General features: G+C 72.3%; 16 protein-coding genes and 1 riboswitch. Of the genes, 9 read left to right on the top strand and 7 right to left on the bottom strand.

Annotated elements, in window-relative coordinates:
* Positions 1–107 precede the first annotated feature (107 nt).
* The gene (arfB, locus tag ACGH7X_RS17590) at positions 108–545 is read left to right on the top strand and encodes an alternative ribosome rescue aminoacyl-tRNA hydrolase ArfB (RefSeq protein WP_399897124.1); all 438 of its coding nucleotides are present in this window, start codon (positions 108–110) and stop codon (positions 543–545) included.
* A gap of 27 nt (positions 546–572) precedes the next feature.
* Here arfB and ACGH7X_RS17585 read toward each other — a convergent pair whose 3' ends face one another.
* Positions 573–1,043 carry a GNAT family N-acetyltransferase gene (locus ACGH7X_RS17585; protein WP_399886293.1) on the bottom strand — a complete coding sequence of 157 codons (471 nt, stop codon included), beginning with the start codon at positions 1,041–1,043 and terminating at the stop codon, positions 573–575.
* A gap of 48 nt (positions 1,044–1,091) precedes the next feature.
* On the bottom strand, positions 1,092–1,691 hold the full coding sequence (locus tag ACGH7X_RS17580) for a flavin reductase family protein (protein ID WP_399886292.1): 600 nt from the start codon (positions 1,689–1,691) through the stop codon (positions 1,092–1,094).
* A 313-nt stretch (positions 1,692–2,004) separates the two neighbouring features.
* Here ACGH7X_RS17580 and cdgB point away from each other — a divergent pair, with 313 nt between their 5' ends.
* Entirely contained in the window at positions 2,005–3,669 is a 1,665-nt protein-coding gene (gene cdgB, locus ACGH7X_RS17575) for a diguanylate cyclase CdgB (RefSeq protein ID WP_399886291.1), read from the top strand.
* A gap of 117 nt (positions 3,670–3,786) precedes the next feature.
* Entirely contained in the window at positions 3,787–4,776 is a 990-nt protein-coding gene (locus ACGH7X_RS17570; protein WP_399886290.1) for a carbohydrate-binding protein, read from the top strand.
* A 25-nt stretch (positions 4,777–4,801) separates the two neighbouring features.
* On the opposite strand, the gene ACGH7X_RS17565 is transcribed toward ACGH7X_RS17570, so the two are convergent.
* The 3 genes from ACGH7X_RS17565 to ACGH7X_RS17555 form a co-directional block, all read right to left on the bottom strand.
* The gene (locus ACGH7X_RS17565; RefSeq protein ID WP_399886289.1) at positions 4,802–5,734 is read right to left on the bottom strand and encodes a 1-phosphofructokinase family hexose kinase; all 933 of its coding nucleotides are present in this window, start codon (positions 5,732–5,734) and stop codon (positions 4,802–4,804) included.
* Positions 5,735–5,858: 124 nt separating this feature from the next.
* Positions 5,859–7,004, bottom strand: coding sequence for an N-acetylglucosamine-6-phosphate deacetylase (nagA, locus tag ACGH7X_RS17560; RefSeq protein WP_399886288.1), 1,146 nt, complete (start codon positions 7,002–7,004; stop codon positions 5,859–5,861).
* The gene (locus ACGH7X_RS17555) at positions 7,004–7,921 is read right to left on the bottom strand and encodes an ROK family protein (RefSeq protein WP_399897121.1); all 918 of its coding nucleotides are present in this window, start codon (positions 7,919–7,921) and stop codon (positions 7,004–7,006) included. Before ACGH7X_RS17555 ends, nagA begins: the two co-directional genes overlap by 1 nt.
* A 185-nt stretch (positions 7,922–8,106) precedes the next feature.
* On the opposite strand from ACGH7X_RS17555, the gene ACGH7X_RS17550 reads away from it, so the two are divergent.
* The 3 genes from ACGH7X_RS17550 to otsB all read left to right on the top strand — a co-directional run bounded on the left by ACGH7X_RS17550 (position 8,107) and on the right by otsB (position 10,596).
* Positions 8,107–9,324, top strand: coding sequence for an extracellular solute-binding protein (locus ACGH7X_RS17550; protein ID WP_399897118.1), 1,218 nt, complete (start codon positions 8,107–8,109; stop codon positions 9,322–9,324).
* A gap of 44 nt (positions 9,325–9,368) precedes the next feature.
* Positions 9,369–9,611: a DUF3263 domain-containing protein gene (locus ACGH7X_RS17545; protein ID WP_399886287.1), complete on the top strand. Its 243-nt coding sequence runs from the start codon at positions 9,369–9,371 to the stop codon at positions 9,609–9,611.
* A 103-nt stretch (positions 9,612–9,714) separates the two neighbouring features.
* Positions 9,715–10,596 carry a trehalose-phosphatase gene (gene otsB / locus ACGH7X_RS17540; RefSeq protein ID WP_399886286.1) on the top strand — a complete coding sequence of 294 codons (882 nt, stop codon included), beginning with the start codon at positions 9,715–9,717 and terminating at the stop codon, positions 10,594–10,596.
* A 118-nt stretch (positions 10,597–10,714) separates the two neighbouring features.
* On the opposite strand, the gene ACGH7X_RS17535 is transcribed toward otsB, so the two are convergent.
* Positions 10,715–12,118 carry a trehalose-6-phosphate synthase gene (locus ACGH7X_RS17535; RefSeq protein WP_399886285.1) on the bottom strand — a complete coding sequence of 468 codons (1,404 nt, stop codon included), beginning with the start codon at positions 12,116–12,118 and terminating at the stop codon, positions 10,715–10,717.
* A 145-nt stretch (positions 12,119–12,263) separates the two neighbouring features.
* Between ACGH7X_RS17535 and ACGH7X_RS17530 the strand changes: the two genes are divergently transcribed.
* Positions 12,264–12,998, top strand: coding sequence for a hypothetical protein (locus ACGH7X_RS17530; RefSeq protein WP_399886284.1), 735 nt, complete (start codon positions 12,264–12,266; stop codon positions 12,996–12,998).
* 3 nt (positions 12,999–13,001) lie between these two features.
* On the opposite strand, the gene ACGH7X_RS17525 is transcribed toward ACGH7X_RS17530, so the two are convergent.
* Complete coding sequence (locus tag ACGH7X_RS17525; RefSeq protein WP_399886283.1) at positions 13,002–13,946, bottom strand: glucosyl-3-phosphoglycerate synthase; 945 nt, start codon at positions 13,944–13,946, stop codon at positions 13,002–13,004.
* A gap of 141 nt (positions 13,947–14,087) precedes the next feature.
* Positions 14,088–14,235, top strand: a riboswitch (SAM riboswitch).
* A 17-nt stretch (positions 14,236–14,252) separates the two neighbouring features.
* Between ACGH7X_RS17525 and thrC the strand changes: the two genes are divergently transcribed.
* Both thrC and ACGH7X_RS17515 read left to right on the top strand, forming a co-directional pair.
* Complete coding sequence (thrC, locus tag ACGH7X_RS17520) at positions 14,253–15,548, top strand: threonine synthase (protein ID WP_399886282.1); 1,296 nt, start codon at positions 14,253–14,255, stop codon at positions 15,546–15,548.
* Positions 15,545–15,820 carry a MoaD/ThiS family protein gene (locus ACGH7X_RS17515; protein WP_399886281.1) on the top strand — a complete coding sequence of 92 codons (276 nt, stop codon included), beginning with the start codon at positions 15,545–15,547 and terminating at the stop codon, positions 15,818–15,820. Before thrC ends, ACGH7X_RS17515 begins: the two co-directional genes overlap by 4 nt.
* Positions 15,821–15,991 lie beyond the last annotated feature (171 nt).

Below are 15,991 nucleotides of genomic sequence, written 5' to 3'. Positions count from 1 at the left end.
CCACCATGAACGACGAGAGGGGTCCTCAAGGTTCCACCTCTCTTTACTTTCTTTACCGAGAGCGGGATCAGGATATTCGGGTGACGCGGACCGCCGGGGACGGGAACATGGTGGGCATGTCCGGTCCCCACGTCATCCGCGGCTCCGTCTCCCTGCCCGAGGCCGAGCTCATGTGGCGTTTCTCGCGCTCCTCGGGGCCCGGCGGACAGCACGTCAACACCACCGACACGGCGGTTGAGCTGCGCTTCGACCTGGCGAGGACCGAGGCCCTGCCCGAGGTGTGGAAGCAGCGGGCGCTCGAGCGGCTGGCCGGGCGGCTGGCCGACGGGATCGTCACCGTCCGCGCCGCCGAGCACCGCTCCCAGTGGCGCAACCGCGAGACGGCCGCCGTGCGCCTCGCCGCCCTCCTCGCCGAGGCCACCGCGCCCCCGCCCAGGCCCCGCAGGCCGACCCGTATCCCGCGCGGCATCAACGAACGCCGGCTGCGGGAGAAGAAGCAGCGCTCACAGACCAAGCGGGGGCGCTCCGCGCGGGACTGGGACTGAGCGTGAGGGCGCGTAGGCCTCGCGACTTCAGCCCAGCTCCAGCACGCCGACCGTCTCCTCCTCGGCCTTCTCCCCGTTCGGACGGAAGCCGAGGCCCAGGTAGAAGTTCTCGGGGCCCCTCTCGCCCGGGTGCCAGGTGACGAAGCACTCCCTGCCGCCGCGGCGCCGGATCTCGGCGGCCACCGACTCCACGGCGAAGCGGCCGTATCCCCGGCCCTGCTCCTCGGCGGCGATGTTCAGCCGCCACAGGCCGGAGCGCGGTGCGCTGCCGTCGTCGTACCAGTCGATGCCGAAGAAGCCCATGAGGAAGCCGACCGGACGGTCGCCGTCGAGGATCAGGCGCGGCCAGGCCTTTTTGGGATGCACGTAGGCCTCGGCGAGGGACTTCACCACCGGGTCGACGGCGAACTCCTGGTCGGGGCGCACCCGGATGGCGAGGGCGGCCTCGATGTTCGCGGGGGTGATCTTCTCCACGCGGAGCGTCGTGCTGGTCGTCATGGGCGCACCCTAAGCAGGCGCCCGCACTCCGGACGAGCGGATTACCGCTCAGCCCAGCTGCCGGTACCGCCCCTTGAAGTACGCCAGCGGCCCCCCGTCCGCGCTCGGCAGCGAGGCGGTCAGCACGCGGCCGATCACCAGGGTGTGGTCCCCGGCCGGCACCCGCTGCTCGGTGCGGCACTCCAGGGTCGCCAGGGCCCCGCCGGCCAGGGGCGCGCCGGTCGTCCCGCCCCGCACGTAGGGGATGTCCGCGAACAGGAGCCGGTCGCTGACGCGGCCCTTCATCGAGAAGCGGCCCGCGATGTGCCGCTGGCTCTCGGAGAGGACGGAGACCGCCCACAGCGGCTGCTCGTCGAGCAGGTCGTCCATGCGGGAACCCTCGCGCAGGCTGACCAGGACCAGCGGCGGGTCCAGGGACACCGACATGAAGGCGGTGGCCGTCATTCCGACGTCCTCGCCGCGCGGTGCCAGCGGGTCGTCGGGGTCGAGCGGCGGCTCCTGCGCGGTCACCAGGACCACGCCCGAGGCCAGCCGGGACATGGCGGCACGGAACTCCTCGTTGCTCACCCCCTCAGCATGCCCGGAGGCGGGCGACGGGAACGGCGACGCGGGGGACGCGAGGGGCGTGAGAGACGGAGTATTCGGCACTCCGCCACGCTAATCGCCGGGCGGCCGGCCGGGCATCGGACCTCGGGCGGAACCGGGACCTAGGCCCACAGAACGAGGCGTGCGCATACCTACAAAGTTTGCGTTCGGTAAACGCACAGGGAAAACGCAGGAACCCCACTCAATTGTTCATCTTTAGCTGTGACTTGAGTCACAAGAAGCGGTAATTGTTGACCCTGTGTACCGAGTGGGCAGCGCGCTGTGATTCAGTGGCGGGGAACCTGCAAGGGCACCATCTGTAAAGGCGCCGAAGACAACCCTTGATTCACTGCGAGGTCTCGGGGGGAGGGCGAGCATGGAGACCGAGTCGGAACCCTATGTCCGCCTTGCGTCCCTGCGGCAACTGCACCAGGCCATGGCCGACATGAACAAGGCCCGCAGCCTGGCCGACACCCTGCAGGCCGTCGCCGACGGCGTCGTCCAGGCCCTCGGGTACGAGCTGGCGTGCGTCAACCTGGTCCGCCCCGACGGCGATCTCGTCGTCGCCGCGTTCGCCGGCAACCAGGCCGCCGAGGCGCTGATCACCGGCCGGGCGGGCTCCCGCGACTCCTGGGACCGGCGCCTGAACATGGGCGAGCAGTGGGGCGACCTGATCTTCATACCCCACACCGAGGGCTGGATCCTCGACGACGACGACGTCCCGCAGTGGTACACCGACGGGCCCGCGCCGCGCTTCGAGGACGAGTGGCACCCCTCGGACCGGCTCTTCGCCCCGATGTACGCGCCCGGCCCGCAGGGCGGTGGCAACAGCGGCGAGCTGATCGGCGTCCTGTCCGTGGACCGCCCGCGCAACGGCCGCCGCCCCGGCGCCTGGGGCCGCGAGGCTTTGCAGATGTACGCGTTCCAGGCCGCCATCGCGATCAGCAACGCCCGGCTCCGCTCCAACATGCAGCGCGCCCTGGTCCGCCTGGAGCGCGACCAGCAGGCGCTCAGGGCCAGCGAGGAGAGCTTCCGGCAGGCCTTCGAGTACGCCCCCTCCGGCATGGCCATCGCCGAGATGGGCGGCGACCAGCACGGCCGGATCCTGCGCACCAACGACGCGCTGTGCCGCCTGCTGGGCCGCCCCGCCTCCGCGATGCGCCGCTACGCCTTCTCCGACCTCGTGCACCCCGAGGACATCGGCACCCTGCTGCGCACCTCCGCCGAGGGCGGCCGGGCCGAGCTGCGCCTGGGCCGGCGCGACGGCACCTACGTCTGGGTCTCGCTGCGCAACAGCGTCGTCGCCGACGCCGCCGACGGGCCGCGTTTCCTGCTCACCCACGTCGAGGACATCGAGGAGCGCAAGCGGCACGAGGTCCAGCTCGCCCACCGCGCCTCCCACGACTCCCTCACCGGCCTGCCCAACTCCGCCGAGCTGCGCTCCCGCCTCGCCGCGCGGCTGTGCCAGCGCCCCCAGTCGGCGCACTCGGCCGTGGCCGACGCCATGGACGCGGCGTACGGGCACCCGGCCGTGCTCGACTCCGGCGGCCACACCTTCGACTTCGGCGCCGTCACCGAGCCGTACGGCGCCTTCGACCACCATGTGCACGCCGTGGCCCCCGAGGACGGCCGCGACGACGGCACCAAGGGCCTCGCCGTCCTCTTCTGCGACCTGGACGGCTTCAAGTCGATCAACGACCGCTTCGGGCACAACGCGGGCGACGCCGTACTGATCGAGGTCGCCCGCCGGCTCAGCGGCGGGGTGCGCGACGGCGACACGGTGGCCCGCCTCGGCGGCGACGAGTTCGTGATCCTCGCCAACGGGCTCGGCCGCGCCGACGCCCAGGACCTCGCCGTGCGGCTGCGGGGCGAGATCATCCAGCCGATCCGGGCCGAGGGCCGGGCCGTGCGGGTGGGCGCCAGCTTCGGCATCGGCTGGGCCCACTGCGGCATGACGGCGGACGAAGTGCTGAAGTCGGCTGACGAACGGATGTACGTCGAGAAACGATCTCGTCCCAAACAGCACCGCCGGGCCGGATGATCACCAGGTCGGCGCGCTGATGCGGTCTGAGTCACCCTTTCGGGTCAGTAGGAACGGGTAGGCTCGCCATCTCACCCGTACCGCACCACGCACCGCATCTGGTTAGGAGACCTAGGGATGACGCCCGGCAACAACGGCGCGAGCACGCCCGAGGACGACGACCCCTTCGGCTACCTCTACGCCGACGGGCAGGCCAACGGGGCCCAGCCGCCGTCCGGTGGCTACGGCTACCCGAACTCGGTCAACCGGGTGCGTCCCGTCGGCACACGGCAGTACGGGGCACCGCAGGGCCAGACCGCCCCGACCGCCGCCTACGGCCAGGCCGCCCCGCAGCAGCAGGGCGCCTACGGGCAGCAGCAGGGGGCGTACGGGCAGCCGAACGCGCACTACGCCGCGCCGGAGACGTTCCCTGGCGGTGGCGGCGGTCCCGCGGGCCCGCAGCAGCCCTCCGGGCACGGCGGGGGCGGCGGACGCCGCGGCCCCAACACCAAGGGTCTCCTGATCGGCGCGGTGGCGGTCGTCGCCGCCGTGGTGATCGGTATCGCCGTGGCCATGACGAGCAGCGGCTCCGAGGACGACAAGGGCGGCAACGAAGCGGGGGGCGACACCGCCCCCACCCAGTCCGAGACCACCCAGCCGAGCCCCTCCGCCAGCGACGGCGCGGAGGAGGAGGCCGAGCTGCCGGACGTCGAGGCGAAGGCGATGCGGCTGGGCGGCACGGCCTCCCTCGCCTCGGACATCGAGGGCGCCCAGTCCGAGGGCGGCGTCTACGTGACCAACCTCAACCAGCCGGGCGCCTCGGTCACCTGGACCGTCGACGGCATCCCCGAGGACGGTCTCTACACGCTCTTCACCACGTACAGCGCCGCCGGCGAGGACCAGTCGATGACCCTGTCGGTCAACGGCAAGGAGTTCGGCAGCAAGCTCAACCTGGGCAACTTCGCGCACGCCGAGGACGGCGACTTCGCCAAGGGCTGGACCAAGACCTACGCCTGGCCCACGCTCAACAAGGGCACCAACACCATCTCGCTGTCCTGCGCCGACGGCGACAAGTGCAACGTCCTGCTGGACCAGTTCTCCCTGAAGAAGGGCCAGGTCAAGGACTAGGGCGCTCCCGGGCGGTGCCCGGTCATCACGCCGCGCCCGCCTCCGCCGTCACCGCGACGCCGCGTCCGAGCAGCTCCTCGTACGCCGCCCGGTCGAACTCGCCCGCCACCGGTGCCAGCACCGTCGCCGCCGACAGGGCCACCGCGCGGGCCAGCCGGTCCGGCCAGGGCAGGTGCTCCACCAGGCCGGAGAGCAGCCCCGCGACCGCCGAGTCACCCGCACCGGTCGGGTTGCCGTGGACGTGGGCGGGCGGCGCGGCCCGCCAGCGGCCCTCCGGGGTCACCGCGAGCAGCCCCTGGGCGCCCAGCGAGGCGACCACCGAGCGGGCACCGCGGCGCCGGGCGGCCTGCGTGGCCCGCAGCGGCTCGTGCGAACCGGTCAGCTCGGCCAGCTCGTCGGCGTTCGGCTTGATCAGGTCCGGGCGGGCGGCCAGGCCCCGCCGCAGCGGCTCCCCGCTGGTGTCGAGCAGCACCGGCACGCCCGCGGCGCGCGCGGTGCGCACCAGCCCGGCGTAGGCGCCCACCGGGACGCCCGGCGGCAGGCTGCCGCACAGGGCCACCGCGGCGGCGCCGGCGAGCAGACCCTCGTACGCCTCCAGGAAGGCGTTCCACTCGGCGGGGGCGACCACCGGACCTGCTTCGTTGAGCTGGGTGGTGTCGCCGGTGCGCTCGTCGACGACGGCGATGGTGCGCCGCGTCGACCCCGCGACCGGCACCAGCGCGTCGCTCACCCCGTGGACGCCGGTCAGTCCCTCGCGCACGACGTCTCCGGTGGTGCCGCCCGCGAAGCCGGTGACCGTCACCTCGTGCCCGAGGGCCGCCAGCACCCGGCCCACGTTCAGCCCCTTGCCGCCGGGCCGCTCCGTCACCCCGGTGACCCGGTGGGAGGCGTGCGGCCTCAGGGCCGGGACGCGATAGGTGATGTCGAGCGCGGTGTTGAGTGTGACGGTGAGGATCACCTGGGCCGACCTCCCCCGATCGCCTGCGGCTGCCGTGTGGACACGATCATGCCAAACAGACGGCGGCGGGCCCAGCCCCCGGGCCGCCACCGGCCATCGCTCGGGTGGCGGACCCGGGGACGGATCAGCCCAGTTGGGGATCGACCACCCATGCGCCCCGGCGCATCACGCCCACCAGGTCGAAGGCGTCGTCCAGGACCACCAGGTCGGCGTCCCTTCCGGGTTCCAGGGAGCCGACCCGGTCGGCCAGGCCAAGGAGCCGGGCCGGGTTGGCGGAGATGGCCGCGACGACGTCCCCGACGGGCAGCCCGTCCACCGTCACCGCCCGCTTGAAGGCGCGGTCCAGGGTGAGCGTGGAGCCCGCGATCGAGCCGCCCTCCACCAGCCGGGCCACACCGTCCGCGACCTCGACCTCCATCGGGCCGAGCAGGTAGCGGCCGTCGCCGAAGCCGGCCGCGTCCATCGCGTCGGTGATGAAGGCGACCCGGGCGGCGCCCGCGTGGTGGAAGGCCAGCTGGAGCGAGGCCGGGTGCAGGTGCGTGCCGTCGTTGATCAGCTCGACGGTGATCCGCTCGTCCTCGAGGAGCGCCGCGATCGGACCGGGGGAGCGGTGGCCGAGCGGCGGCATCGCGTTGAAGAGGTGCGTGGCGACCGTGGCGCCCGCGTCGATGGCCTGAACCGTCTGCTCGTAGGTGGCGTCGGTGTGCCCGACCGCCGCGATCACGCCGTGCTCGGCGAGCAGCCGTACGGAGTCCAGGCCGCCCGGCAGCTCGGTGGCCAGCGTCACCATCTTCGCGTGGCCGTGCGCCGCGTCGACCAGCTTGCGCACCTCCGCCGGGTCGGGATCGCGCAGCAGCTGCTCGTCGTGCGCGCCCTTGCGGCACGGGGAGATGAACGGCCCCTCGAAGTGGATGCCGGCGATGTCGCCCTGCTGGGCCAGCTCGGCGAGCACCCCGGCGCGCCGGGCGAGGAAGTCCAGCTCGCCGGTGACGGCGGAGGCGACCACCGTGGTCGTGCCGTGCCGGCGGTGGGTCTCGACGCCCTTGAGGATGTCCTCGGGCGTGCCGCCGGTGAAGGAGGCGCCGCCGCCGCCGTGGTTGTGGATGTCGACGAACCCGGGCACCACCCAGTGGCCCGAGACGTCGAGGACCTCCGCGTCGGGGGGAGCCGTGTCCGCGATGCGCGTGCCGTCGACGATCACGCGGCCGTCGTCCACGGTCCCGGTGGGCAGTACCACCCGGGCACCGGCGAGAACCTTGCTTGGGGCCATCAGGTGGTTACCTCCGGGGGAGTCGCGGTCGTGGGAGTGGTGCCGAGCAGGTCCCAGGCCATCAGCCCGGCACCCAGGCAGCCGGCGGTGTCCCCCAGTGCCGCGGGGACGATTTCCGGCAGTTTCTGGAAGGTGACGCGCCGCCGGACGGCGTCCCGCAGTGGTGTGAACAAGGTTTCCCCCGCCTCGGCGAGGCCGCCACCGATGATCAGCACGCGCGGGTCCAGCAGAGTGAGCGCGGTGACCAGCCCGTCGGCGAGCGCGTCCACGGCGTCCTGCCAGACCGCGAGCGCGCGGGCGTCGCCCGACTCGACGGCCTTGGCGCAGTCGGCGGCGTCCGCGTCCGGGTCGCCGCAGGCGTCGGCCCACGCCTGGCTGACCGCCGACGCGGACGCGAACCGCTCCAGGCAGCCGCGCTGCCCGCACGGACAGGGGATGCCACCGGGGCGTACGACGACGTGGCCGATCTCGCCCGCGAAGCCGTGGGCGCCCGACTCGACCCGGCCGTCGATGCCGATGGCGCCCGCGATCCCCGTGCCCAGCGGCACGAACAGGAATCGGTCGGCGCCCTTCCCGGCGCCGATGCGGCCCTCGGCGAGCCCGCCGGTGCGCACGTCGTGGCCGAGGGCGACCGGGATGCCGCCGAGCCGGTCGCCGAGCAGCGTCCGCAGCGGTACGTCGCGCCAGCCGAGGTTGGCCGCGTACACGGCGACGCCGTGCTCGTCGTCGATGATGCCGGGGACGGCCACGCCGGCGGCACCGGCGGGCTCGCCGAACCGGTCGGCGCCGTAGGCCCGCAGTTCGGCGGCGAAGTCGAGGATGCCCGCGACGACCGCCTCGGGGCCGCGTTCGCGGCCGGTGGCCCGGCGCGCCTGGTGCAGCAACTCGCCCCCAGGCCCCGCCAGGGCGGCCTTCATCCCGGTGCCGCCCACATCGAGGGCGATGACATGTCTCACGGGGACAGTGTGGCCCGTCTACCCGGGAGAGGTCTAGTCCACTGCCGTGGTGTAGACCTTAATCCGTTAAACGGACAACGCAGGGTTGGGGATTCAGGGTGCAGCGGCGTAGGACAGGAACGATCGCGGTGGTGTCCGCGCTGGGCATGACGGCGGTTCTCGGCGGCTGCGGCCTCACCGGCGACTCCGGCGAGGTGACCCTCGAGCTCGTCGCCGCCGACTACGGAGACGGCAAGGACAACAGCTCCAAGAACTACTGGGACGAGCTGGTCAAGTCCTACGAGGCGAAGAACCCCGACGTGCACGTGGACGTCACCGTCTACTCGTGGAACGACGTCGACCGCAAGGTCCGCGAGATGGTCGAGGCCGGCGAGGCGCCCGACATGGCGCAGATCGGCGCCTACTCCGACTACGCGGACAAGAACCTGCTCTACCGGGCCGACGACGTGCTCTCCATCCCGGTCCAGGCCGACTTCGTCTCCCAGCTCGCCGGCGCCGGCCAGGTCAACGGGGTCCAGTACGGGCTGCCCTTCGCCGCCTCCACCCGGGTGCTCTTCTACAACAAGACCCTCTTCAGCGAGGCCGGCGTCACGCCGCCCAAGTCCTGGGACGACCTCGCCGAGGCCGCCGAGGCGCTCAAGGACAAGGGCGTGAAGTACCCCTACGCCCTGCCGCTGGGCTCCGAGGAGGCACAGGCCGAGACGATGCAGTGGATGCTCAGCGGCGACGGCGGCTACACCGACGACGTCGGCACCTACTCCATCGACTCGCCGCAGAACGTCACCACCTTCACCTGGCTCAAGGACGAACTGGTCGGCAAGGGCCTCACCGGCCCGGTCGCGCCCGGCAAGCTCAACCGCGCGGACGCCTTCGCCGCCTTCGCGAACGGCGACGTCGGCATGCTCAACGGCCACCCCTCGCTGATGAAGGCGGCGTCCGACAAGGGCGTGAAGTACGGCATGGTGACCACCCCCGGCGTCGACGGCGAGAGCAAGAGCACCCTCGGTGTCTCCGACTGGATGACGGCCTTCAAGAAGAACGGCCACCAGGAGGAGATCGGCGACTTCCTCGACTTCGTCTACAGCGAGGAGAACGTCCTCGACTTCTCCCGCGAGTACGACCTGCTGCCGGTGACCACCTCCGCGTCCCAGGTCATGAGCACCGCGACGGAGGACGAGAACCTCAAGCCGTTCCTGGACGAGCTGCTGCTCTCCGAGCTGTACCCGGTCGGCAAGACGTCCTGGGCCTCGGTCAGCGCGGACGTCAAGAAGCGCATCGGCCAGGCGGTCGCCTCCGGCGGCAGCCCCGAGGAGGTGCTCGACCTGATCCAGGCGACGGCGATGCGGGCGGGCAGCGCGGAGTAGTCGGGTAGCGGCCGCTGTCGGCGCCGGGCGTTACGGTGCCGTACATGACGGAACCCGACCCGGCCGCGCTCGCCCCGCGCGAGCGGAGCATCCTCGCACTGGAACGCCGGGGCTTTTCCGGCCCCGGCGCCAAGGAGCGCGCGATCCGCGAGGAACTGGGCCTGGCCCCCGTCCGCTACTACCAGCTCCTCAACGCCCTCCTGGACGACCCGCGCGCCCTGGCGTCCGACCCGGTGACGGTCAACCGGCTGCGCCGGGTACGCGAGTCGCGCCGCACGGAGCGCTGAGGCTGCCCGCTCCAGGGCGGGACATCGTGCCGGGCGTCCGGGACGCCCGGACGCGGGTCACGGTCGATGCGTGGGCCGGGCCCCGGCGGGATAGGTTCGCCGTATGGGCAGCCACCAGGACTCCACCCGAGACGACTCCCCACACCCCCTGCCGACGCCCGCCACGGCGGCCGGACGCGAAGGGCTCGACGCCCTCCTCGCCCACCCCCACCGCGCGGTGATCGCGCTCGACTTCGACGGCACGCTCGCCCCGATCGTGCCCGACCCGGACCGGGCCCGCGCCCACCCGGAGGCCGTACCGGCGCTCGCGGCCCTGGCCCCGAAGGTCGCCTCGATCGCGGTCATCACCGGCCGCCCCGCAGAGGTCGCGGTGCGCCACGGAGGCTTCGCGGGCATCTCCGGCCTCGACCACCTCGTCGTCCTCGGCCACTACGGCGCCGAGCGCTGGGACGCCGCCACCGGCACCCTCACCACGCCCGACCCGCACCCCGGCGTCGCCGCCGTCCGCGCCGCGCTGCCCGGGCTGCTGGAGCGGTCCGGGGCTCAGCAGGGCACGTGGATCGAGGAGAAGGGCCACGCGGTCGCCGTCCACACCCGCCGCGCCCCCGACCCCCAGGCCGCCTTCGAAACCCTGCGCGCCCCCCTCGCCGACCTGGCCTCCCGGCACGGCCTCGTCGTCGAGCCGGGCCGCATGGTCCTGGAACTGCGCCCACCCGGCATGGACAAGGGCGCCGCGCTGCGGTCGTACGTCCACTCCCTCGGCGCCGCGTCCGTCCTCTTCGCCGGCGACGACCTCGGCGACCTCCCCGCCTTCGCCGCGGTCGACACCCTCCGCCAGGAGGGCACCCCCGGCCTCCTGGTCTGCAGCGGCAGCGACGAGGTAACGGCCCTCAAGGAGCGCGCCGACGTAGTGGTGGAAGGCCCGGAGGGCGTGGTGAGGCTGCTTATGGCCCTGGCCCAGGCTACGGGCATTCGTACCGCATAGCCCTAGCTGCGGGCAGCCGTGCCTCCCCCAGTGCCTGAACGGCCTGGGAGGCACCCCCAGGCGGCACCCGCCCAAAAGAGGGCGGCACCCGGCAAGCGCCGGCCCGCCCCCCCCGCAGTCACCCCCTGAGCGCGTCCAACTGCTCAAGGAACCACCGCGCCGGAGGCAACGCCGTCCCCGCCGCGGCCAACCGCTTCGACCGCTCCGCCCGTTCCCCGGGAGCGACCGACAACGCCTCGTGCAGCGCCCGCGCCGTCCCCGACACGTCGTACGGATTCACCACCAGCGCGTCCTCGCCCAGCTCCTCGTACGCCCCCGCCTCCCGCGACAGCACCAGCACGCACCCCGCGTCGGAGACGAGCGGTGCCTCCTTCGCGACGAGGTTCATCCCGTCCCGGACGGGATTGACGAGCGCCACGTCCGCCAGCCGGTACGCCGCCAGCGACCGCGCGAAGTCGTCCTTGAGATTCAGCACGACCGGCGTCCACCCCGCCGTCCCGAACTCGTCGTTGACCAACCGGGCCACCCGCTGCACCTCGGCGGTGTAGTCCCGGTACACGGCGAGGTCCTGCCGCGAGGGATACGCGAACGCGACGTGCACGACCCGCTCGCGCCACTCGGGCCGCTCCGTCAGCAGCTCCCGGTACGCCAGCAGCCCCCGCACGATGTTCTTCGACAGCTCGGTCCGGTCCACCCGCACGATGGTGCGGCGCGCGCTCCCGTCGGGAGCCGTGCCGATCTCCTGCCGCAGCGCCGCCATCCGCTCCTCGACGTCCGCCTCGTGCGACCGCTCGCGCAGGAAGTCCGCGTCGGCGCCGAGCCCGTGCACGCCGATCTCCGTGCCGCCGAGCCCGCCCACGACCGCGTCGCAGCACGCGGTGAACGCGTCCGCCCAGCGCCGGGTGAGGAACCCGAGCCGGTCGGCGCCGAGCATGCCGCGCAGCACCTGCTCGGCGATGTCGTCCGGCAGCAGCCGGAAGTAGTCGACCGGGGCCCACGGCGTGTGCGAGAAGTGGCCGATCCTGAGGTCGGGCCGCAGCTCGCGCAGCATGCCCGGCACCAGCGTCAGGTGGTAGTCCTGCACGATCGCGACCGCGCCCTCGGCCGCCTCCTCGGCCATCGCCTCGGCGAAGGCCCGGTTGTACGCCTCGTAGGAGGCCCACTGCCGCCGGAACTCCGCGTCGAAGACCGGCTCAAGGGGCGTCTGGTAGAGCATGTGGTGCACGAACCACAGCACCGAGTTGGCGATCCCGTTGTACGCGTCCGCGTGCACGTCGGCCGGTACGTCCAGCATCCGTACGCCGTCCTCGCCGACCCCGCGCCGCACCGCCTCGCGGTCGCCGTCGCCCAGCGCCGAGCACACCCACAGCGCCCCCGCGTCCGGCCCGATGGACGACAGCCCCGAGACCAGCCCGCCACCACCCCGTTTGGCGTGCAGCGACCCGTCCTCACGCACCTCGTACGAGACCGGCCCCCGATTGGAGGCGACCAGCACCTGAGCAGCACCGAAGCTTGAAGCCATACGCGTCAACCTAGCCCGGCCCCCAAAACCTCAAACGTGCCCACGGGTCACCCGGCGGCGATTCGGTCACGCGTCTTGTGCAGAAGATGTGAACAGGTTGAGGATGTGCGGTGCACATTTCAACTTTCTGGGGGGTGGGCGCACCATGCCCATACGCACGAGACACCCGCGCACGAGACACCCGCGCACGAGCAGACTCGCCGGCGCGGCGGCGCTGATCGCGGCCTCCGCGCTGGCGCTGGCCGGCTGCGGCGACGGGGACGCCGGTACGAAGGCGGAGGCGCGGCCCGCGAAGGCGACCGCCGCCGCCACCCCGACCGCCACGCCCAGCAGCAGCCCCACCCCCGAGGCGTCCCCGAGCACCGAGACCCCGACGCCCACCCCGACCCCGGCCCCCGTCACCCTGCCGGACCTCACCGGCCGCAGCATCGGGACGGCCGTCCTCGCCGCCAAGAAGGCGAAGGTCGACTACACCGTCCGCCTCCAGGGCTCCCGGCAGCGGGCCTCCTCCTGGGGCAGCGGCGAGAAGGTCTGCGAGCAGAGCGGCGGATCGGGTGCCGTGACGTTCACCGTCCCCCGCGACGGCCGCGACTGCGCCGGGCGCCTGCTGCACACCCCGAAGCCGACCCCGAAGCCGTCGAAGACACGGGACGAAGGCACGAGCGGCGGCACGGGCGGTACCGGCGGTAGTACGGGTGGCGGCGGCACCGGCAGCGGCGCGTGCGAGCTGATGAGCCCCGCGGGCAACTGCTACGCCGACGGCCAGTTCTGCGCCAACAAGCACCACGGCCTGAGCACGCACGGCCGCGGCGGCGAGTACCTGACCTGCCGGCAGGACTCCGGCGGCATCTGGCGCTGGTCGGACGGCGTCCCCGGCTGACGCTCAGGCCACCTTCCGGGCCGCGTACTCCGCGATCTCCGTCATCGGGGGCCGTTCCTCGGTGTCCACGGCGTAGGTGCGCGGCTCGAAGCCGTCGACGCCCCGCTCGAACTGGGTGAGGGCCGGCCGGACCAGGTGGCCGCGGGCCAGGCGCAGCTGGGCGGTGCGGTAGATCGCCGCGGCCATCCGGCCCAGCGCCCGCCCGTCCTGGTGGCGGTGTCTGCGGACCCCGACGTCGACCTGCGCGAGCGCGTCCAGGCCCACCAGGTGCAGGGCGTCGACCAGCATGCCCAGCTCGACCCCGTAGCCGACGGGGAAGGGGAGCCGTTCCAGCAGCGAGCGCCGGGCCGCGTACTCGCCGCCGAGCGGCTGGACGAAGCCGGCCAGCTGCGGCCAGTGCATGTTGAGCAGCGGGCGGGCCATCAGCTCCGTGACCCGGCCGCCCTGCCCGGCGGCCGCGCCGAGCGGACGGTCGTACATGGCCTTGACGAGCTGCACGCCCGGGTCGGTGAGCAGCGGGCCGACGATCCCGGAGACGAAGTCGGCGGAGAACTCGCGCAGGTCGGCGTCGACGAAGCAGACGATGTCGCCGCCGGTGACCAGCAGCGAACGCCACAGCACCTCGCCCTTGCCGGGTACGGCGGGGATGCGCGGGAGGATCGCGTCGCGGTGCACGACGCGCGCGCCCGCCGCCGCGGCCACCTCCGACGTACGGTCCGCCGAACCGGAGTCCACGACCACGATCTCGTCGACGAGCGGGGCCCGGAGCATCAGCTCCCGCCGGATCACCGTGACGATGTCGCCGACCGTCGCCTCCTCGTCCAGGGCGGGCAGCACCACGCTGACCGACTGCCCGGTGGCGTTCTTGGCGGACAGGAGCTGCTGGATCGGCCGGTCCGACACGGACCAGGAGCGTGCGCTCAGCCAGCGCTCGACTTCTTCCAGCACGTCCCGGGGCTCCTTTGTGATCCATCTCGCGGTACGGACGACTATCTCAACCGTCCTGGCCTTCGGTTACAGTCTTGAACAACGCGTGGGACCACCGCATGCCGGGGTCGCCGCGGGCACCACCGAAAAACAACCACATACCGCTCATCCAGAGGGGCAGAGGGATACGGCCCGTTGAAGCCCCGGCAACCCTCCAGTCGGTTCTTGTCACACAGACGTGGCGAGGCTCCCGACTAGGGAAGGTGCCAAATCCGTCTCACGGCGAGATGCGTCGTGAGGAAGATGAGGAGAAAGGGCCTCGCCTCCATGGCTGTGCAGACTGCCGAAACCTCCACGAACCCCACCGACGGCATCGTCGACCTCGGCCCCGCCGCCGCGCTGAGCTGCCGGGAGTGCGGCCACAAGGTCCCGCTCGGACCGGTCTTCGCCTGCGAGGAGTGTTTCGGCCCCCTCGAGATCGCCTACGACTTCTCGGCCTACGACACCGAGGAGCTGCGGGGGCGGATCGAAGCCGGCCCCGCGAACATCTGGCGCTACGCCCCGCTGCTGCCCGTCCCCGCCGACGTCGCGACCAAGCCGAACATCAACCCCGGCTGGACCAAGCTCGTCAAGGCCGACAACCTGGGGCGCGAGCTGGGCGTCGAGCCCGGCAAGCTGTTCGTGAAGGACGACTCCGGCAACCCGACGCACTCCTTCAAGGACCGTGTCGTCGCCCAGGCCATCGAGGCCGCCCGCGCCTTCGGCTTCACCACCCTCTCCTGCTCCTCCACCGGCAACCTCGCGGGTGCCGTCGGCGCCGCCGCCGCCCGCGCCGGCTTCCGCTCCTGCGTGTTCATCCCGCACGACCTGGAGCAGGGCAAGGTCGTCATGGCCGCCGTCTACGGCGGTGAGCTGGTCGGCATCGAGGGCAACTACGACGACGTGAACCGCTTCTGCTCCGAGCTGATCGGCGACCCGGCCGGCGAGGGCTGGGGCTTCGTCAACGTCAACCTGCGGCCGTACTACGCCGAGGGCTCCAAGACCCTCGCGTACGAGATCTGCGAGCAGCTCGGCTGGCGGCTGCCCGACCAGATCGTGGTCCCGATCGCGTCCGGCTCCCAGCTGACGAAGATCGACAAGGGGCTGAAGGAGCTGATCGAGCTCGGCCTGGTCGAGGACAGGCCGTACAAGATCTTCGGCGCGCAGGCCGAGGGCTGCTCGCCGGTCTCCACGGCGTACAAGGCGGGCCACGACGTGGTCCGCCCGCAGAAGCCGAACACCATCGCCAAGTCGCTGGCCATCGGCAACCCGGCCGACGGCCCCTACGTCCTCGACATCGCCCGCCGCACCGGCGGTGCCGTGGAGGACGTGACCGACGAGCAGGTCGTGGACGCCATCAAGCTGCTCGCCCGCACGGAGGGCATCTTCGCGGAGACGGCGGGCGGCGTGACGGTCGGTGTGGCGAAGAAGCTGATCGACAACGGCGTACTCGACCCGTCGCTCACCACCGTCGTCCTCAACACCGGCGACGGACTGAAGACCCTCGACGCGGTGGCCGGCACCGGCCTGACCGCCACCATCCGCCCGAACCTGGACTCCTTCCGAGAGGCTGGCCTCGCATGAGCGTGACCGTTCGCATCCCGACCATCCTGCGCACCTACACCGGCGGCAAGGCAGAGGTCAGCGCCGAGGGCGCCGATCTCGGTGAGATCATCGCCGACCTGGAGAAGAACCACGCCGGCATCGCCGCCCGCGTCCTGGACGACCAGGGCAAGCTGCGCCGTTTCGTCAACGTCTACGTCAACGACGACGACGTCCGCTTCGAGCAGGGCCTTCAGACCGCGACCCCGGACGGCGCCGGCGTCTCCATCATTCCCGCGGTCGCCGGCGGCTGACATCCGCCGACACGCCTCGTAGCGCGTATTGCCCTCTCCGTAAGAGAAACGGAGGGGGCAATTCCATGTGGTTGAGCACGGTAGAGTTGGGGAACGCGCTCCCGATCGCAAGGTCGGGGACCCTGGATTCCTGCCGCTCGCCCGACAAGAAGTAGCCAAAGTGCGGGCGTA

The sequence above is a fragment of the Streptomyces sp. BBFR51 genome (assembly GCF_044591655.1).
GTDB lineage: Bacteria > Actinomycetota > Actinomycetes > Streptomycetales > Streptomycetaceae > Streptomyces.
The sequence above is the reverse complement of the archived record's forward strand: the minus strand, read 5'-3'. Positions and strand labels throughout refer to the sequence as shown.

What these genes read in the sequence shown, in the direction of transcription:
- arfB (WP_399897124.1), top strand. Translation starts at nt 108, where the DNA reads ATGGTGGGCATGTCCGGTCCCCACGTCATCCGCGGCTCCGTCTCCCTG.
- ACGH7X_RS17585 (WP_399886293.1), bottom strand. Translation starts at nt 1,043, where the DNA reads ATGACGACCAGCACGACGCTCCGCGTGGAGAAGATCACCCCCGCGAAC.
- cdgB (WP_399886291.1), top strand. Translation starts at nt 2,005, where the DNA reads ATGGAGACCGAGTCGGAACCCTATGTCCGCCTTGCGTCCCTGCGGCAA.
- ACGH7X_RS17570 (WP_399886290.1), top strand. Translation starts at nt 3,787, where the DNA reads ATGACGCCCGGCAACAACGGCGCGAGCACGCCCGAGGACGACGACCCC.
- nagA (WP_399886288.1), bottom strand. Translation starts at nt 7,004, where the DNA reads ATGGCCCCAAGCAAGGTTCTCGCCGGTGCCCGGGTGGTACTGCCCACC.
- ACGH7X_RS17555 (WP_399897121.1), bottom strand. Translation starts at nt 7,921, where the DNA reads ATGAAGGCCGCCCTGGCGGGGCCTGGGGGCGAGTTGCTGCACCAGGCG.
- ACGH7X_RS17550 (WP_399897118.1), top strand. Translation starts at nt 8,107, where the DNA reads ATGACGGCGGTTCTCGGCGGCTGCGGCCTCACCGGCGACTCCGGCGAG.
- ACGH7X_RS17545 (WP_399886287.1), top strand. Translation starts at nt 9,369, where the DNA reads ATGACGGAACCCGACCCGGCCGCGCTCGCCCCGCGCGAGCGGAGCATC.
- otsB (WP_399886286.1), top strand. Translation starts at nt 9,715, where the DNA reads ATGGGCAGCCACCAGGACTCCACCCGAGACGACTCCCCACACCCCCTG.
- ACGH7X_RS17535 (WP_399886285.1), bottom strand. Translation starts at nt 12,118, where the DNA reads ATGGCTTCAAGCTTCGGTGCTGCTCAGGTGCTGGTCGCCTCCAATCGG.
- ACGH7X_RS17530 (WP_399886284.1), top strand. Translation starts at nt 12,264, where the DNA reads ATGCCCATACGCACGAGACACCCGCGCACGAGACACCCGCGCACGAGC.
- thrC (WP_399886282.1), top strand. Translation starts at nt 14,253, where the DNA reads ATGGCTGTGCAGACTGCCGAAACCTCCACGAACCCCACCGACGGCATC.
- ACGH7X_RS17515 (WP_399886281.1), top strand. Translation starts at nt 15,545, where the DNA reads ATGAGCGTGACCGTTCGCATCCCGACCATCCTGCGCACCTACACCGGC.